Origin of the sequence: Acinetobacter lwoffii, from assembly GCF_024129685.1 — a bacterium.
Taxonomy (GTDB): domain Bacteria; phylum Pseudomonadota; class Gammaproteobacteria; order Pseudomonadales; family Moraxellaceae; genus Acinetobacter; species Acinetobacter lwoffii_X.
Map to the genome: position 1 here is coordinate 50,136 of NZ_JAMXXL010000021.1, position 17,471 is coordinate 67,606.

General features: G+C 44.9%; 16 protein-coding genes. 7 read left to right on the forward strand and 9 right to left on the reverse strand.

Features of this window, described 5'->3' with window-relative positions:
• Positions 1–455: 455 nt before the first annotated feature.
• The 3 genes from rpsO (at position 456) to NI464_RS10860 (ending at position 4,559) form a co-directional block, all read left to right on the forward strand.
• Positions 456–725 (forward strand): 30S ribosomal protein S15, encoded by a 270-nt coding sequence (rpsO, locus tag NI464_RS10850; RefSeq protein ID WP_004278577.1) that lies wholly within the window; start codon positions 456–458, stop codon positions 723–725.
• Between the two features lie 260 nt (positions 726–985).
• The gene (pnp, locus tag NI464_RS10855; RefSeq protein WP_016806862.1) at positions 986–3,073 is read left to right on the forward strand and encodes a polyribonucleotide nucleotidyltransferase; all 2,088 of its coding nucleotides are present in this window, start codon (positions 986–988) and stop codon (positions 3,071–3,073) included.
• A 250-nt stretch (positions 3,074–3,323) separates the two neighbouring features.
• Positions 3,324–4,559, forward strand: coding sequence for a magnesium transporter CorA family protein (locus tag NI464_RS10860; protein ID WP_004647341.1), 1,236 nt, complete (start codon positions 3,324–3,326; stop codon positions 4,557–4,559).
• Between the two features lie 114 nt (positions 4,560–4,673).
• On the opposite strand, the gene NI464_RS10865 is transcribed toward NI464_RS10860, so the two are convergent.
• The 6 genes from NI464_RS10865 to NI464_RS10890 all read right to left on the reverse strand — a co-directional run bounded on the left by NI464_RS10865 (position 4,674) and on the right by NI464_RS10890 (position 11,695).
• Complete coding sequence (locus tag NI464_RS10865) at positions 4,674–4,931, reverse strand: HP1242/YdcH family protein (RefSeq protein ID WP_004278574.1); 258 nt, start codon at positions 4,929–4,931, stop codon at positions 4,674–4,676.
• An 89-nt stretch (positions 4,932–5,020) separates the two neighbouring features.
• On the reverse strand, positions 5,021–5,350 hold the full coding sequence (locus tag NI464_RS10870) for a chaperone modulator CbpM (protein WP_004278573.1): 330 nt from the start codon (positions 5,348–5,350) through the stop codon (positions 5,021–5,023).
• A gap of 484 nt (positions 5,351–5,834) precedes the next feature.
• The gene (locus NI464_RS10875; RefSeq protein WP_004647343.1) at positions 5,835–6,296 is read right to left on the reverse strand and encodes a DUF2147 domain-containing protein; all 462 of its coding nucleotides are present in this window, start codon (positions 6,294–6,296) and stop codon (positions 5,835–5,837) included.
• A gap of 321 nt (positions 6,297–6,617) precedes the next feature.
• The gene (gene hslO, locus NI464_RS10880) at positions 6,618–7,493 is read right to left on the reverse strand and encodes an Hsp33 family molecular chaperone HslO (RefSeq protein ID WP_004647344.1); all 876 of its coding nucleotides are present in this window, start codon (positions 7,491–7,493) and stop codon (positions 6,618–6,620) included.
• 50 nt (positions 7,494–7,543) lie between these two features.
• The gene (locus NI464_RS10885; protein ID WP_004647345.1) at positions 7,544–9,397 is read right to left on the reverse strand and encodes a cation:proton antiporter domain-containing protein; all 1,854 of its coding nucleotides are present in this window, start codon (positions 9,395–9,397) and stop codon (positions 7,544–7,546) included.
• 75 nt (positions 9,398–9,472) lie between these two features.
• Complete coding sequence (locus NI464_RS10890) at positions 9,473–11,695, reverse strand: primosomal protein N' (RefSeq protein WP_121980174.1); 2,223 nt, start codon at positions 11,693–11,695, stop codon at positions 9,473–9,475.
• A 150-nt stretch (positions 11,696–11,845) separates the two neighbouring features.
• On the opposite strand from NI464_RS10890, the gene gspF reads away from it, so the two are divergent.
• From gspF to NI464_RS10905, 3 genes are all read left to right on the forward strand, one after another.
• Positions 11,846–13,051, forward strand: coding sequence for a type II secretion system inner membrane protein GspF (gene gspF / locus NI464_RS10895; protein WP_121980173.1), 1,206 nt, complete (start codon positions 11,846–11,848; stop codon positions 13,049–13,051).
• 79 nt (positions 13,052–13,130) lie between these two features.
• Positions 13,131–13,565, forward strand: coding sequence for a type II secretion system major pseudopilin GspG (gene gspG, locus NI464_RS10900; protein ID WP_004278567.1), 435 nt, complete (start codon positions 13,131–13,133; stop codon positions 13,563–13,565).
• Between the two features lie 284 nt (positions 13,566–13,849).
• Positions 13,850–14,185 carry a hypothetical protein gene (locus NI464_RS10905; protein ID WP_121980075.1) on the forward strand — a complete coding sequence of 112 codons (336 nt, stop codon included), beginning with the start codon at positions 13,850–13,852 and terminating at the stop codon, positions 14,183–14,185.
• A 154-nt stretch (positions 14,186–14,339) separates the two neighbouring features.
• Here the strand turns inward: NI464_RS10905 and lnt are convergent, their stop codons facing one another.
• Together lnt and NI464_RS10915 are read right to left on the reverse strand one after the other, a co-directional pair.
• Positions 14,340–15,899 carry an apolipoprotein N-acyltransferase gene (gene lnt / locus NI464_RS10910; RefSeq protein WP_121980074.1) on the reverse strand — a complete coding sequence of 520 codons (1,560 nt, stop codon included), beginning with the start codon at positions 15,897–15,899 and terminating at the stop codon, positions 14,340–14,342.
• A complete protein-coding gene (locus tag NI464_RS10915) occupies positions 15,896–16,735 on the reverse strand; it encodes an HlyC/CorC family transporter (RefSeq protein ID WP_004278564.1) in 840 nt (279 codons plus the stop codon). Before NI464_RS10915 ends, lnt begins: the two co-directional genes overlap by 4 nt.
• A 201-nt stretch (positions 16,736–16,936) precedes the next feature.
• On the opposite strand from NI464_RS10915, the gene tusA reads away from it, so the two are divergent.
• The gene (gene tusA / locus NI464_RS10920) at positions 16,937–17,197 is read left to right on the forward strand and encodes a sulfurtransferase TusA (RefSeq protein ID WP_253138372.1); all 261 of its coding nucleotides are present in this window, start codon (positions 16,937–16,939) and stop codon (positions 17,195–17,197) included.
• A 123-nt stretch (positions 17,198–17,320) separates the two neighbouring features.
• Here tusA and NI464_RS10925 read toward each other — a convergent pair.
• On the reverse strand, positions 17,321–17,471 hold a 151-nt coding region (locus NI464_RS10925), incomplete at its 5' end, for a transposase (protein WP_253138373.1).

Genomic DNA, 17,471 nt, shown 5'->3' on the forward strand with positions numbered 1-17,471 from the left:
AGGAAGATGATTTTTCAACAGGATGTTTGAAAATAATAATAAGCGTAAAACGCCATAATAATACAATAAATAATAATGATAAGAGAAAGAACTACAGCGCCAAAAAGCCCGAGTTTACTCGGGCTTTTTTTTATCCATTTTCTATGGGGAGTAGCTGAAGATTCAAGCGAGCTAAAGGGTTTGCGGGCTTTTCAAAGGAGTTTCTATATTTAATTTATTCTGGATTTATTTCATTAAAATAATGCAAAACCTAAATCTTTAAGGAACAAGAGTCATCGGATCTGAGCTGTATCAATGAGCAACCAAAACCATGCAAAAATCTGGATCTATTTTTGCAATTTGATGCGTTTTCCCTTAAAATATGCAACTTGCTGTAGTGATGCACGGCAGTCAAGGTTTTGAATTCTCATCACTTTGATTTTTATCAAAATATACAAGCATCTCGGAGAAATCGAATGGCTTTAACTAACGCAGATCGCGCAGAGATCATGGCTAAATTCGCTCGCGCTGAAAACGACACTGGTTCACCAGAAGTTCAAGTAGCTCTTTTAACTGCTCAAATCAATGATTTACAAGGTCATTTCAAAGAGCACAAACACGACCACCATAGCCGTCGCGGTCTTATCCGTATGGTTAACCAACGTCGTAAACTACTTGACTACCTTAACGGTAAAGACCACGGTCGTTATGTAGCATTGATCGGTGCTTTAGGTTTACGTCGTTAATTCGATTTAAACTTTATTTTCGGGTGTATTGCATGCTTTGTGCTTTATTGCTGAAAACTAAAGTCGGTTTAGCTTTGCGCTAAGCCAGTGGAAGGGGCGAATGTTTCGCTCCTTCTTTGTGTTTAAAAATAGTATTTAATCTGGTGAGGTCGGCTTCTAAGCTTTGTCATTTACTCGTCCATATGGTCATGAATGCCAAACCTTAGGGGTCTCCACTAGAATAATTGTTCACAAGAACTAGGAAAAAATAAAACATGTCAATGTTTAATATTATTCGTAAAGAATTCCAATTCGGTCAGCACAACGTTATCCTGGAAACAGGTCGTGTTGCCCGTCAGGCAAATACTGTTGTGATCACCATGGGCGGCGTACAAGTACTTGTTGCTGTTGTGGCACAGCCTAAAGCAAAAGCAGGTCAAGACTTCTTCCCATTGACTGTAAACTATCAAGAAAAGCAATATGCTGCTGGTCGTATCCCGGGTGGTTATGGCAAGCGTGAAGGCCGTCAGTCTGAAGCTGAAACTTTGATTTCACGTCTGATTGACCGTCCAATTCGTCCGTTGTTCCCAGAAGGTTACTTTAACGAAATTCAAGTTACAGCTACTGTTATTTCTTCTGACAAAACCATGGATGCTGACATTGCTGCAATGTTAGGTACTTCAGCTGCATTGTCTATCGCTGGTACACCTTTCCGTGGTCCGATTGGTGGCGCGCGCGTTGGTTTAATCAACGGTGAATACATCCTGAACCCAAACCTTGAACAACTTAAAGAGTCTGATCTTGATCTTGTTGTTGCGGGTACGGAATCTGCAGTATTGATGGTTGAATCTGAAGCGAAAGAGCTTTCAGAAGACCAAATGCTGGGCGCTGTATTGTTCGGTCATGACGAAATGCAAATTGCGATCCAGGCGATCAAAGAATTTGCTGCAGCTGCAGGCGCGGTTGAGTCAACTTGGGTTGCTCCAGTTAAAAACGAAGAACTTCTTGGTAAATTGAAAGAAGCTTTCGAAGCGAAAATCTCTGAAGCTTACACGATTGCAGTGAAACAAGACCGTTATGCGGCACTTGACGCGCTTTATGCAGAAGCAGTTGCACAGTTCGTTCCTGAAAATGACGAAACTGGCATTGCAGAAGAAGTAAATGAGCTGTTCGAAGACCTTAAATACCGTACCGTACGTGACAACATCCTGTCTGGTAAGCCACGTATTGATGGTCGTGATACCAAAACTGTTCGTGCAATCGACGTACAAGTAGGCGTTCTAGATCGTGCTCATGGTTCTGCATTGTTCACACGTGGTGAAACTCAAGCCTTGGTCACAACGACTTTGGGTAATACACGTGATGCGTTGATGGTTGATACTCTTGCAGGTACCAAAACTGACAACTTCATGTTGCACTACAACTTCCCTGCATACTCTGTAGGTGAAACGGGTCGTGAATCTGGTCCTAAGCGTCGTGAAATCGGTCACGGTCGTCTGGCACGTCGTGGTGTTCAAGCTGTACTTCCTGCGGCTGACCGCTTCCCATACGTGATCCGTATCGTATCTGACATCACTGAATCTAACGGTTCATCTTCAATGGCGTCTGTATGTGGTGCTTCATTATCATTGATGGATGCTGGTGTTCCACTTAAAGCACCAGTTGCAGGTATTGCGATGGGTCTAGTGAAAGAAGGCGAGCGTTTCGCAGTTCTTTCTGACATCTTGGGTGATGAAGATCACTTGGGCGACATGGACTTTAAAGTAGCTGGTTCTGCAAACGGTATTACTGCGCTACAAATGGACATCAAGATCGAAGGTATCACTGAAGAGATCATGGAATCTGCATTGAATCAGGCTTATGCGGGTCGTATGCACATCTTGAATGAGATGAACCAAGTGATTTCACGTGCGCGTCCTGAAATTTCGATGCACGCACCGACATTCCAGGTGATCAACATTAACCCGGATAAAATCCGTGATGTGATCGGTAAAGGCGGCGCGACCATTCGTGCAATTACTGAAGAAACTAAAGCAGCGATCGATATCGAAGATAACGGTACAGTTCGCGTATTTGGTGAAACTAAAGCGGCTGCGCAAGCTGCAGTTGCCAAGATCCAGGCACTTACTGCTGAAATCGAGCCAGGTACAATTTATACAGGTAAAGTGATTCGTATCGTTGAATTCGGTGCGTTCGTAAATATCCTGCCAGGTACTGATGGCTTGCTTCACATCTCTCAAATCTCAAACGAACGTATTGCGAACGTGGCAGATGTATTGAAAGAAGGTCAAGAAGTGAAAGTACAGGTTGCGGATGTTGATAACCGTGGCCGTATCAAATTGACGATGAAAGACATCGAACAAGTTTAATTCTTAAAATATTCACATGGGAAAACTCATGTGAATAACAACAAAAAAGCCCTGAGATTGGTCAAAGTGTTTACTTTGGCTGGCTCAGGGCTTTTTTTATGCCTTCAATAAGATTCTGCTACGCAAATAAAGACTGATTGGATTGCTTAAGTCTTCGGCTCGGCTCATAATTTTAAGACGGATAGATGGGGAAGGCCTAGCTCTATCCTGCAACAACAAAAAGCAGAATTGTGAATAGAGAATTGTCTTAATGCAGGTTTATTATTTTTACCAACATCCGACCGAACATCATATTTTTGTACAAAAAGAGCCTATTGCTCAAGCCGAACCTGAATTTATCTGGATCGACTATACCCGGGCAGATGTGGTTAATCGGGCTGAGACTTGGCAAAAAGAAATAGAACAGCAGACCCATTTATACCTAAACGAATTGCATGTAAACGATATTCTTAATTTAGAACATCCTTGTGTATTTGATAGCATGGATGACTATGAGTTGCTTATTTTTCGCAAGCTGATTACCCCGGATGATGACATCGAGAGCGGTGAGCAGGCGCTGGAACAGCATGAAAAAGTATTTGGTCTGGCGACTACTCCGATTAGTTTTATCATGACTCCTCAAGTGCTGATTACAGTACGTGAGCAAGGCAATAAAGCAATAAAAAATTATATTTCCCGTATTGAAACCCATGTGATCCGTTCCACTCAGGAACAAAATAAGTCACGAAAACTCCCGATGACCCCGCTGGATTTATCGTTACGTTTGCTGAATAGCATGGTGGATGGTTATTTGGATTTACGTGTGCCTTTAACCCGACGGGTTGAATTCTGGCAACAGGAGTTATTACAGGGGCATCGCCGCTTTACTAAATGGAACCAGTTATTGCAAGAAAGCATATCTTTTCAACAAGTGGAAAATCTCTGTGAAGAGCAAATTGATACCTTGCAAGAACTGCGAGATGAAATTATCGATAATTATCCACACTTGAAAGGCAAGAAGAAGTCGGAACGGCAGGATATTATGCTGGTCCGAATGAATGACCTGGTCAGCCATGTAGAGCGCATCCAAAAACACACTGTTCGTTTGCGTGCCTCGATTCAGGCGGCTATCGACCTGCATTTTTCAGCCATTGCCAATCAGACCAATGAAAATATGCGCATCTTGGCGATAATTACCGCTATTTTTGCACCGCTGACCTTATTGACCGGGATTTACGGGATGAACTTTGAATTTATTCCGGGGGCGAAATCTCCTGTCGGGTTCTGGAGTATGTTAATGATCATGTTCATTAGCACGGTATTGCTGGTGTATTATTTCTATCGCAGACATCTGGTCGGCCGAGGGGAGCGCAGTGTGATTGATCTACTGGCACAACAGCATAAGAATCAACACGTGAATCTGTTCTGGTTCCTGGACTATGAGCCGATTAAGCAATCAGTGAAAGAGACCATGAAAGAAGTTGAAAAGCTGACCAAATTAAAATAGAGCTACCTTTATCAATCGATATTTATAAAAGTTGTCCTATTTTTCAAGCACACGTAGATCAGTGGACTTCAATTTTAGATTAGCTCTGTAGAAATCAACACTCTGTTCTGCTGATCACTCAACTTGAGCTGTTCGAGTCAGTATTTTATAGATTTCATCTTTTAATTTCAGTTTTTTACGCTTGATCGCCTCAATATCATTGTTGATATGATTGACTGGATCAAGTTCAAGCTGGCTGATTTCTTTGTCCAGCTCATTATGTTCCTCGAATAACTTGGCAAAATAGGGATTTTCCTCGCGAAGTTGCACAATCAAGTCGCGGTATTCGGGAAACATGTATTTGATTTTCTTATTGCAATCTTTGGTTTTCATAGGGATTCTTATACTCTAATCATAAAATTAAATATAAATATGTTCTGATCTGCACTTGAAAATGCAGATCGACAGAACATGAAAAGGATTTACTTGAAGTGCAAGTGTTTGACCTCGCGGCGTAACTCCTGCACCTCATCAATGAGGTCCAGCATCATGGCAACGGCGCTAAATGAGGCATCAAAATCACGTTGCAGGCGATAGGCGCGTTGTGCACGCGAGATATCTTCGCCGAGGAAAGTGCTGGTCGGGGTTGTGGAACGATTGGGTAAAATTCCATGTTCAATTAACTGCATGACCCATTCCGGGCTTTGTCCACACGCTTCTGCAAAGTGGATCAAGTCAAATGAACGATCGTCCATAATTTCTGAGGGGGTATAACCGTGGGAAAAACTTTCTTGATACTGAATCGTAGTCATGGGTCTACTCCTTAAACAGCCAAGTGTGCAAAATCCAGAGAAAGGGAAGGTACTAAAATAGAACGCTTTCCAATCCTTGGACATGCAGACTCAGAGTGATGACTCAAATGATCATGAGTGAAGAGTCGGGATGTGCTGGTAGTCGATGAATCAGTCGGTCTGACCGGATCTTTATCAGCAGCATGCGAGGCAAAGAAGGTTAAAGCTGAAGTGGTTTTTATAATTTTATGTGTTATCGACAAAGCGTATTCAATCACTTTCCTGTGTTGAATAGAGGGTGCCATATCAGGGCTGCAAAGCAGACCAAAGGGCAAAATTGAACGAGGCTGAAGGTTGATCATCATAAATGGATAAAAAATAACCGTCTTCGATCCATTATTATGACTTTAGCTGTCCCAAAACAGTTTTTATTTGTACCTTATTGTTTCAAATCATGACAAAGAAAAAAGCCCCAAATACAGGGGCTTTGAAAATCTTTCTGAAATTAATATTTTACCCAGGTGACACTGCGGCCAATCACTGATACCCCCACATAACCACGTAAGGTCAGACGTTTGCCATTAGCACTTAAGCGTGCTTTACCCTTATAAACTTTGCCACTGATCGGATCAAGTACTTTGCCATCATGGTATTCACGTGGTTTTTTCGGATCTGCCTTAAAGTCCCAGATAAACGGCAGGCCTAGAAAAGGCTTGTTCTTGAGCTGACCTGGACATTTATGACAGATCCCCATTTTTTCTGCGCCAGGCAGGCTGCGTGTTTCGACAATCACCCCTTCATAACTGCCATCTGCTTTCTTGCGAATTTCTACATCCGCACGAGAATAACCAGACTGATCATCGATGGTTTTCCATTTACCCAATAACGGATCTTCATAGGCAAAGGCTAAGCTAGAAACTGCTGCTAAACTCATCCCCATTACTAGAGTATTCAATAATTTTCTCATAACATACCTGTTAAATTGATGATGTATTCATTTTAGAATTATTGCTCTAATTTATTTTAAAAGCATAATTAAATCAATAGGATGAACTGTGAAGTCTTTCTCATAATTTTTTGAAAATGATGAATATTTAGGTTTTGTTAATGTGAATAATCTTATAATTCAACAGGGATTCTTAGATTGGATTCACAGGAGAGTTTGATTCAGGGAGTAGACGGGTTTTCTAATGTAGGGGAATACGCTCTGTTGAACTCAGTCCCATAGGTTTTAAAATATAAAAAAAGCATTCCTAGGAATGCTTTTAAACTTAAGGATTCTAAGTACTTAGCTCAGGTGTTTACCAAATAGACCCAAGGCTTCTTCAGCCGTAAAGGTATATTGGCTATTACAGAACTGGCAGTCCATCTCGATCGGATTCTGGAATTCCAGCGTTTCACGGATCGACTCTACGCCGATTTGCTGTAAAGCGACTGCACAACGCTCTTTAGAGCAGGTACAACCGAACTTCAACACTTCCGTATCTGGCAGACGCACTTCTTCTTCATTATATAAACGATACAGAATATCAGTGGCTTGCAAACCGACTAACTCTTCAGTTTTTAGGGTCTCTGTGAGCATGGTCAGACGTGGCCATAGGTCTTCATCTACCCGGCGTTGTTCTTCTTCACTATTACGTGGTAACAGCTGAATCAGTAAACCACCTGCACGCTGATGGTCGCTCGCCAGCACAATGCGCGTTGGAATCTGTGCAGACAGGTCATAATACTGCATCAGACAGCCCGCCAAATTTTCTTTATCAAGGGGTACAATCCCCTGATAACGCTCGCCAAATTCTGGTTCGATATTGATGAACAGAACCGGAGAGGTGAGTGACTTCAACACGGTACTGCTGTCTTCACCGACCAGAAAGTGCGGATCTTCTTCATAGTCAGCCAAAGCGCGAACTTCACCCAAATGGTTACATTCAGCCATAGCCCATTTAAATGTGCCTGATGCCTGAATTTGCAGGCTGATACGTCCTTTAATCTTCAATGTGCTGGCCAGCAGTGCAGTGGCACTGAGCATTTCACCTAGCAGGATTTTAACTGCAGGGGCATAGTCACGTTGCGCTAAAATGGTTTGTAAAGCTTCTTCAAGATGCACCACTTCACCACGAACAGGGCTATCTTCAATAAAAAAGCGTTGGCGTAAATCAGACATAAAATTCTCCATAACCCTGCTTTAATGGTGTCATTATTGTAAAACACAAGTTATGACAGTTCATCTCTTAACGTATCAATTCCTGCGCCGTTTGTATCCTGTTGCTGCTGTGTAGCTTGTTTTTGCGCTTTATGGCGTTGATCCTGGGCAAACAGATGCTCCAGTTCGGCTAAACTGCTCCGCTGATTTTCATAATTTGGATGTTCATCCGGATCCAGATGATATTGGCTGTTGAGCAGTTTTTCATCCTGTTCGCGGAAGTTTTGAATCTGTTGCTGGCTATTTTCGAGGTCAGGATTGAGCTGGTTTAGTAAGGCCTGACTGAGTTCCAAAGCTGAAAGATAAGTTTCACGCCAGATGTGTTTCACGCCCAAATCCTGCAATAAATGCACATGATGCCGGTCACGGGCACGTATCCATAAACAGGTTTCAGGATAATTCAGCCGCAGATGCCGCACGATCAGCATCGAGTCTTCAATATCATCAATCGCCACAATCACCTGTTGCGCTGTAGCAATGCCGGTCTGTATCAAGGCTTCCGGTTCTGTTGCATCTGCCTGATAGAAAGGGATGTCGTACTGCGCCAGAAGTTCAGTGGCTGGCAAATTGCTGTCCATGACACTAAAAGCGTGTTGCTGCTGCAGTAAAATCCGGGCAATAATCTGTCCGAAGCGGCCAAAGCCAATCAGCAGGATTGGTGTATGGGCTTGAGGATTGGAATCGGTTTCAAAGGTTGCCGCCAGATGATTGTGGCGATCCAGACGCGGTAAGATCTGGCTATGCAATAACCAATAAAATGCGGGGGTCAGCAGCAAGGAAAAACTCACCATCCAAAGCAAGGGGGACAGTAGATTGGCCGTAATAATCTGGTCGGATACTGCAATCACCAGTGCCAGTAAGGCAAATTCGCCGCCTTGCGCCAGACTGGCTGCCAGCAGGGTACTATTGCGCCAGCTATTTTGATGATAACGTGCCAATGCCAGACTGATTGCAAACTTGACCAAGATCAAAGCGAAAGTGCCGCCCAGAATCATTCCGGGGAAATCCAGCAGATCAGCTAAGTGCAGTGACATGCCCAGACTGATAAAGGCCAAGCCGATCAACACGCCCTGAAAAGGTCGAATCGTACTTTCTACCGCAGGCCGGAAATCTGAATCTGCCAGTAAAATGCCGGCAAACAAGGCGCCGAGAAATAGATTCAGTCCAAGGGTATTCATTAACACCAGCAACCCCAAGGTCACCGCAATCGCGACAATCGCATGCAGTTCATGACTGCCACTTTTGGCAATCCAGCGATACAGCGGTTGCATCAGGTAGCGATTACACAGGAACAGACCGCTCAACGTCGCGATGAGGGCAGCAAAGTAGGCCACGCCATGTTCGGTCGAGCGAATCCCGGCAAATAAGGGAATGGCTGCAATCACCAGAATGGCCAACAGAGCATGAATCAGCAGAATCGAATAGGCTTGCTGACCATAGCTGGTGGCGAACTGTTCCTGATGATTGAGATGTTGAATCACCAAAGTCAGGGCGGACAAACTGCCGGCGAGTCCAATTACAATGCTGGCGAGTAGGCTTTGCTGAAGGAAAACCCAGGCCATGAGCGTGAAAATCAGGGTGCTGATTAGTACCTGTAAAGCAGCCATCATCCACAGGGAGGGATTAATCTGCACAATGCGTTGTGGTCTGAGTTGCAGGCCGATCCAGAACATCAGTGCCATCAGGCTGACTTGCATGAAACTACTCATGACTTCGGGTGTCTGAATCAGGTGCAAAAGGCTTGGACTTAAGATGATCCCTGTTAACAGATAGCCCAGCACACTTGGCAATCTGAGCCTTTTACTCAGTGGCACTATCAACAGTGCAATGACCAGAACCAGTGTTATTTGTAACAGTATCGACATTTTCCTGCCCTAAATTTATTCTTGATCCAGACTTGCAGTTTCGTATTCCAGATCGATCCTCAGGCGCAATATCTTTTAGCTCAGTTCCTGAGGGTCGATGTCCAGCGTGAGCTTCATGCTAGAAGGTTTGTCCTGCAGCATGTTTTGCCACCAGCTACGCACATAGTAATGCAAACGTGGACGATCCGCTGACAATAGCACCATATGCGACTGATAGCGCCCCGCCTTGCGTTCCATTGGCGCAGGAATCGGTCCCCAGATGTCCAGCTCCAGATCAGGATATTGCCTGAGGAGTGCTGCATGTTTCTGTAAGAATTCGGTATTTTGTGACTGATCCTTGGATTCACAGCGAATCAGGATGGCATAACGATAGGGCGGCATTCTGGCCATCTGCCGTTCTTTTAAGGTTTGCTGGGCAAATACGCGATAATTTTCATTGACCAGGGTATTCAGCAGGGCATGATCAGGTCTGAGGGTCTGTAGGTAAACATCACCCTTATGTTCACCACGGCCTGCGCGGCCTGCCACCTGCACAATCAGTTGTGCAGTCCGTTCAGTAGCACGGAAATCCACACTGAGCAGACCGGAATCGATATCCAGAATCGCCACCAGCGTCACATAAGGAAAATGATGGCCTTTGGCCAGCATCTGGGTGCCAAGCAAAATGGCAGGTTCGCTTTTCTGAATCTTGTCATAGATTTTTTGCCAGCTGCCGACCCGACTGGTGGAATCGCGATCGACCCGAATCACCTCAAAATCCGGAAAGAGCTCATTCAGATGCTCTTCGACTTTGCCGGTGCCCATACCCAGTGTAATCAGTTCCTGATGCTGACATTGTGGGCAGTGTTCCGGCATACGGTGAATAGTACCGCAGTGATGGCAATGTAGATGCTGATAAGGCTGGCGGTGTACAGTGAAGTTGGCATCACAGTGCGGACATTTCGCCTGCCAGCCACAGCTGCCACACAGCAGGACGGGGGCATAGCCACGGCGGTTTAAAAAAATCAGCACCTGTTCTTTTTTCTCCAGGCGCTTTTTGATGTCCTGAATCAATTGCAGGCTAATCCCATGCTTTTTTTGCGCAACTTTTAAATCCAGAATATGGATTTTGGGCATCAAGGCCGTGCCGGCACGCTGGTTCAGCTCCAGTGCCTGCATCTTGCCATGTTGCACCAGCGCATAACTGTCAATGCTTGGTGTGGCTGACCCTAAGATTACCGGACATTGCTGTAAATGGCCGCGGTACAGGGCGACATCGCGGGCATGATAGCGGAAGCCTTCCTGCTGTTTAAAGGACAGGTCATGTTCTTCATCCAGAATGATCAGGCCCAGATTCGGCATCGGGGTATAAATGGCAGAACGTGTACCGAGTACGATTGAGGCTTTGCCGGTTTCTGCCGACTGCCAGGCTTGTAGCCGTTTGGAATCATTCAGCCCGGAATGCAGCAACGCAATATGGCAATGAAAACGGGACTGAAAACGGCTGATGGTTTGCGGCGTCAGGCCGATTTCCGGCACCAGCACCAGCACCTGTTTGCCCTGTTTCAGTACCTGTTCCATGATCTGCAAATACACTTCAGTTTTACCGCTGCCGGTCAGACCGTCCAGTAAAAAAGCTTGATATTGATTGCGATATTTTAATACCTGTTCGACTGCATGTTTTTGTTCAGGATTGGCAGTAAGCGGCATTTGTGCCAGCTGCATCGGCTGCGGATTGAAATCTTGTGGCTCCAGCACACAGGCGCAAATCTCTTTTTTCTCCAGCGCTTTTAAGGTCGCGGTTTCAATCCCGGCCATGTTCAGCACATTTTCAGTGGTCCCGACCGGATGCAGTTTTAAAATCCGGTAAGCTTCCTGCTGCTTGTCCGAACGGCGTACTTTGGCCTCGGCATCAGGGTCCAGTAATTTCCAGGTACGGGCCAGCAGGTTATAAGGCTTACCCTGACGCAACAGAGTCGGCAGGGCACTGTGGACGACTTCACCGATCGGAAACTGGTAATACTGCGCTGACCATGTCAACAAACATAAAACTTTGGCATCTATAATGGCGCGTTCATCGAGCAGTTCGGTTACTGCCTTAAGCTTAAAGCGTGGGTCGAGAGGAGTGTCTGCAGGCAGTTTTTCGATAATCACCCCGACCAGATTCTGCCGACCAAACGATACCAGTATACGTGCGCCAATCTGCGCCTGTTCAAATTGTTCTGCACTCATTGTGTAATCAAAACAATCAAATACATGTACAGGTACAGCAACGCGTACGCGATAAAGTAGACTGGAATCGGTGTGAGAATTTTGCATATCTTGGGGTGGAGATCCTGAAGAAATTTCGTCGTGCTTAAAGTTCGATTATGTTAGAGTGAGCAGATAATTTATATCAAAGAATATGAATGATTTCGGTGGTCTGACGCAACAGCGTTGAGCAAAATTTTGGAAAATTAGAGCATTACAATGCCTGCATATCAGTTTATTGCGCTTGATGCTTCAGGAAAGCAGCAAAAAGGCGTGCTGGAGGGGGATTCTGCACGTCAGATCCGGCAACAATTACGGGATAAAGCACTTATTCCTGTCTCTGTTGATCCTGTTGAAAAAAAAGACCAACAGCATCGTCGAAAATGGTTTGAAAAAAGCATCACCGCCTACGATCTGGCTCTGATGACCCGGCAGTTATCCGTGCTGGTCGCTGCTGCAATTCCGCTAGAAGAAGCCATCCGCGCCGTCGGCAAGCAAAGTGAAAAAGTCCATGTACAAAACCTGCTAATGTCGGTGCGCTCCAAAGTGCTGGAAGGGCATAGTCTGGCGCAGGGCTTGCAACAATCCGGACGTTTTCCCGAGCTGTATATTGCCACAATTGCCGCCGGTGAACGTTCCGGGCATTTAGACCTGATTCTGGACCAACTGGCAGACTATACCGAAAACCGCTTTGCCATGCAGAAAAAAATCCAGGGTGCGATGGTCTATCCGATTATCCTGATGCTGATGTCCTTTGCGATCGTGATGGGGCTGATGACCTATGTGGTGCCAGATATCGTCAAGACCTTTGACCAGAGTAAAGATGCCTTGCCGTGGATTACCGTGGCCTTGATGAAAGCCAGTGATTTTATCCGCATTGCCTGGCCATTTTTATTGATCGGTGGGGCTTTGGGGATTTTCCTGTTGGTCCGGTTTTTAAGAACCACCGCCGGGCATTATGCCTTTGACCGTCTGACCTTAAAATTACCTTTATTCGGCAAATTGTCACGCGGGATTAATGCCGCACGTTTTGCCAGTACCTTATCCATTTTGACCCAGTCTGGCGTGCCGCTGGTCGATGCACTGCGCATTGGTGCTGCAGTCAGCAATAACTGGGTAATCCGTGATGCGGTGAATCTGGCAGCGGAAAAAGTGACCGAAGGCGGTAACCTGGCAACCCAACTGGAACGCAGTGGTTATTTCCCGCCGATGATGGTACAAATGATCAGAAGTGGCGAGGCATCCGGTGAGCTCGACCGAATGCTGGAGCGTGCTTCACAGATGCAGGATCGTGAAGTGACCACCCTGATTTCAACTTTACTGGCTTTGCTGGAACCTTTAATGCTGGTCCTGATGGCCAGTATTGTTCTGGTCATTGTGATTGCGGTCATGCTGCCAATTGTGAATATGAATAATATGATTTAAACAGAAGCCAGTTAGAATTTTGCTGTGATCAAGATTCAAGTGGAAATTCTGAATGATGCAAATAAATGAGAGAGATTGAATGAAAAGGAATCAATTAAATAAACAGACAGGCTTTACCTTAATCGAAGTCATGGTGGTGATTGTTATTCTCGGTGTGCTTGCTGCGCTGATCGTTCCGAACGTGATGGGACGTGGTGAAAAGGCCAAAGTCGATACCACCGTGATCAAGTTACAAAGCATTGCAGGTTCACTGGATCAATACAAGCTGGACAATGGCAAGTATCCAAGTATGCAGGAAGGTGGTCTGGATGCACTGGTGAATCAGCCAGCGACTGCAAAAAACTGGGTGCCGGGCGGTTATGTCAAAGGCGGTTTTCCAAAAGACAGCTGGGATAATGAACTGCAATATGTGATTCCGGGCACCGATGGTCGAAGCTTCGATCTGTATTCATTTGGTGCAGATGGTCAATCGGGTGGTGAAGGAACAGATGCCGATATTTATTATCAGCCTTAATTGAGAATCATTATAAATTCTCGATAGATGGCATATATCACTTCACTTAATAGGCTATTTCAATACGAAGTGAAGTGATAATAACTCTTAATTATTAAATATAATGTAAGTTAATGATATTTATAATAATGAAATAATAAAATTGATATGCGAGTTATAATAAGAATTATTCCCATATTTATCTATTACAATTCTCGTAAAATATGAATAAACATAAACTTTCTATTTATTTAAAAAAGCTCATAATGATCTGAATGGCACTTGACTCGCCAACGGAGAAGCACATGAAAGCATTTATTCTGGGAGATGAAATCAATCAATTTCATTGGTCGATGCTGAAATCTGTTCTTCTGGTTTTAAGCATGTTGCCGATCAGTCAGGGTATTGTCCATTTATGGCAGAGCACCGAAGGCAGCAGCCAGATTATGGTGGCTTTTTTTGCTATCAGCTTGATGAGCAGTTTATTGGTCCTGTGTTTCTGGTCAGCATTAAATGCGAGTGTAATCCGCATTCAAGCCGAACAAGGTTCAGCATTTGAGCAGACACTGGTTAGCCTGTATCGTCATGTGCCGATGTTGTCTCTTGCCAGTATGGTGTGTTATCTGGCTATACAGTTTTAAGTTTTAAAGAGATAAAAAACCGAGGCTGTGACCTCGGTTTTTTATTGCCTTGAGTGTTCTTCGCTTTCGTAAAGGAAGCTTAGGAGGGGTTGATAAAATGCTATATTCAGGAATCCTCCTAAGTCCCCCTTTGTAAAAGAAGGACTTGAAGAAATTATCTTCTTGACTTAAAGCTAACATCCACTTTACGTGGACGGAAGCGCCATCCAATAAGCAAAAGCAGAACCGAGAAGATCATCACTGGCCAATCACTGAGTTTCATATACAGCGTTTCGCCCTGCATGGCTGGAAGTTCACCACGTAATACCGCTTCCTGATCCACCGGGGCTTTTTTTACGATGTGGCCATTGTGGTCAATAAAGGCGGTTACACCGGTATTGGTGGCGCGAATAAACCAGCGGCCATTTTCTTTAGCACGCATTTGCACCATTTGCAGATGCTGTAATGGTCCTGCCGTGCCGGTAAACCAGGCATCATTAGACACGGTCACCAGAAAATCACTTTGGCTGGCATTGCGACGGGTCAAATTCGGGTAGGCCACTTCATAGCAAATTGCAGAACCCAATGGATGATTTTTCACATTCAATGGTTTTTGATGATCTGCGCCCCGGGTAAAACCACTCATGGAAGGATCATTTTGCAGACCTGGCAAGACCCAGCTCAGCCAGCCTGATAAGGGGATATATTCACCAAAGGGAACCAGTCGTTGCTTCTTGTATAGGCCATCGGATTCATCGCCACTGGCCATAATACTATTGTAATATTTTGGATAGCCCGCAGTCTGCGATTCGGCTAAATCCCAATATGGAATGCCGGTCACCCATGCAGTGCCTGATTTTTCAGCTTGTACTTTCATGGCCTCCAGAAAGGCTTCAATATCAGTCTGGAACATGGGAATCGAAGATTCCGGCCAGACGATCAGATCACGGCCCCATTCGGTTTTACTCAAATTGGCATAAATCAATAAGGTCTTCACCTGATATTCAGTTAGCCATTTCAAGTCTTGCGGAATATTGCCCTGAATCAGGGAAACCGTTAAAGGCTTTTGATTTTTTTGCTCAACAAACGTCAGCTGTGCTGCGCCCCAGGCACCGAGTAATAAAACTGCCGAAGGAATAGCCCAGAACAGGCGTCTATTCAGAATTTCAACCAGTGCACAGGCCAGAATGATCACCACGAAAGACACCCCGAACACCCCGAATAAAGGCGCATAAGCATCCAAGTAGCGTTCGGTAAAGGCATAGCCAGCAAATAGCCACGGGAAACCGGTAAAGACCCAAGTCTTGGACCATTCAAACAGCACCCAGAGCGGGGCAAAGGTTAAAGGGGTTTCTGGGAAAAAGCGGCGATAGACAAACGTTTGAACGGCACTAAACAGACCCATCACCAGCGCCATAATCAGGATCATCACGACGCTGAGAAATGCACTGGTATCGCCATAGACATGAATCGAGGTGTACAGCCAGAATGCGCCGACAAACCACAAGCCAATCCCGTAAGCCCAGCCAATGCCAAAGGCCTGTTTTGCGCTACGTCCGCGCAGGCAGGCATAGAGCAGTGCCGGAGACAGAATCGCCAGCCACCAGTAATGATAGGGGGCTAATGCCAAACTGAAAATGGCACCTGCAAATAAGGCAATTAAAACAGGATAGATCAGCGGCAAGGTTTTTTGCTGTTGAGACGAACTCAACAGCTTATCAAAATACGCTCTCATTGGCGCACGGCTCGAATTAGGTGAATCGAGCGTGAATCTGCTTCAAGAATGGTAAATTGCCAGTTTTCCAGTTCAATGGTCTGACCCTCAAGATCACTCACCAGACCAATTTCCTGTAATAACAAGCCGCCCATGGTTTCCACTTCATCATCCGGGAAAGTCGCATCCAGCATATTATTGAAATACTCAATCGGGGTCAGCGCTTGTACTACCCAGGTATTGGCCGTAGTCGGATCATTGTCCGGAACAATGTAGTATGCTTCTTCATCAGCATTGTCATGTTCATCTTCAATTTCACCGACAATTTCTTCTAGAATATCTTCCAGTGTCACCAGACCCGAAGTCGTACCATATTCATCAATCACTACGGCAATATGCGTCTGGGTATTCTTCAGCATACGTAGCACTTGATCGGAGCGAGCACTTTCTGGAACAAACAAAGGCTGACGCATAAGCGCGCGAATATCGACCTTGGCCGTCGGTTCAGTCAGAAAAGGCAATAAATCCTTGGCCAACAGAATGCCGACTACATTATCGGTCTGATCGGATGAAAATACCGGAAAACGTGAATGTGCAGACTCGACCAGCACATGCAGAATATCCAGCAGTTGGTCATCTTCCTGCAAGCTGATCATGGACGTGCGAGGCGTCATGACTTCACGAATTTTGGTTGCCGGGAGGTCAAGAACGCCCTCAAGCATGGCAACAGTATCGGGTTCTAAAAATCGACGTGAATCTTGTACTAATTTTAGCAGTTCGTCGCGAGTTTCGGGTGCAGTTCCCAGCCATTTACGTAAGCCGCGCATACCCCACGACGGGCCTGATTCCTCGTGCATGATTTTTCCTGAAGACTCTTAATATCTAAAAAAACGTGGTTTTATCATACCGCAGAAAATACGCTTGTCTATTGTAAATATGATGCGCAGTCTTGATCGCGCGAGTCAGTGCTGATTTTGGAACTGGCCACATATGCAAAGCAGCAATGTAATCGCAGCTTTATGCTAAAATATGGCGGTCTTTCCATCCTGAGTCTATCGATGTCCCCAACTGAAATTATTCCAAGTCTGCAATTGAATACCCGAGGTTTGCGTTGTCCTGAGCCAGTCATGATGTTGCATCAGGCGATCCGTAAATCCAAGGCAGGTGATGTGGTTGAGGTGTTTGCTACGGATAATTCAACGTCGTGGGATATTCCAAAATTCTGTATGCATTTGGGGCATGAGTTGCTGTTTCAGGAAGAACGACTGGATGAAAATGGCAATAAAGAATTTCATTATTTAGTGAAGAAGGGTGGCTAAAGAGATAAATGACAGATGAGCTCAATGATCTGTCCCTATTTAGAAAATAAAATTCCACAAATCTGCTGAATTAAATAGATAAATGGACAAGAATTGAAATCTTAAATAGACCTCTTTCATAAATCATTTTTTACTCAGCTCCAAGTTATAAATTCCAGCAATTAGATTGAATCTCAAACCGACTCTTTTAGCTCTATTGCGATAACGTTCCGCAAGGATCTTGAAAGTTTTTAGACTGCCAAATACATGCTCAATTGCTATTCTTCTTTTATTG

Coding starts and splice junctions, on each gene's coding strand:
- lnt (WP_121980074.1), bottom strand. CDS start 15,899: ATGAGAGCGTATTTTGATAAGCTGTTGAGTTCGTCTCAACAGCAAAAA.
- NI464_RS10905 (WP_121980075.1), top strand. CDS start 13,850: ATGAAAGCATTTATTCTGGGAGATGAAATCAATCAATTTCATTGGTCG.
- tusA (WP_253138372.1), top strand. CDS start 16,937: ATGTCCCCAACTGAAATTATTCCAAGTCTGCAATTGAATACCCGAGGT.
- NI464_RS10885 (WP_004647345.1), bottom strand. CDS start 9,397: ATGTCGATACTGTTACAAATAACACTGGTTCTGGTCATTGCACTGTTG.
- hslO (WP_004647344.1), bottom strand. CDS start 7,493: ATGTCTGATTTACGCCAACGCTTTTTTATTGAAGATAGCCCTGTTCGT.
- NI464_RS10915 (WP_004278564.1), bottom strand. CDS start 16,735: ATGCACGAGGAATCAGGCCCGTCGTGGGGTATGCGCGGCTTACGTAAA.
- rpsO (WP_004278577.1), top strand. CDS start 456: ATGGCTTTAACTAACGCAGATCGCGCAGAGATCATGGCTAAATTCGCT.
- gspF (WP_121980173.1), top strand. CDS start 11,846: ATGCCTGCATATCAGTTTATTGCGCTTGATGCTTCAGGAAAGCAGCAA.
- NI464_RS10890 (WP_121980174.1), bottom strand. CDS start 11,695: ATGCAAAATTCTCACACCGATTCCAGTCTACTTTATCGCGTACGCGTT.
- NI464_RS10875 (WP_004647343.1), bottom strand. CDS start 6,296: ATGAGAAAATTATTGAATACTCTAGTAATGGGGATGAGTTTAGCAGCA.
- NI464_RS10865 (WP_004278574.1), bottom strand. CDS start 4,931: ATGAAAACCAAAGATTGCAATAAGAAAATCAAATACATGTTTCCCGAA.
- NI464_RS10870 (WP_004278573.1), bottom strand. CDS start 5,350: ATGACTACGATTCAGTATCAAGAAAGTTTTTCCCACGGTTATACCCCC.
- gspG (WP_004278567.1), top strand. CDS start 13,131: ATGAAAAGGAATCAATTAAATAAACAGACAGGCTTTACCTTAATCGAA.
- NI464_RS10860 (WP_004647341.1), top strand. CDS start 3,324: ATGCAGGTTTATTATTTTTACCAACATCCGACCGAACATCATATTTTT.
- pnp (WP_016806862.1), top strand. CDS start 986: ATGTTTAATATTATTCGTAAAGAATTCCAATTCGGTCAGCACAACGTT.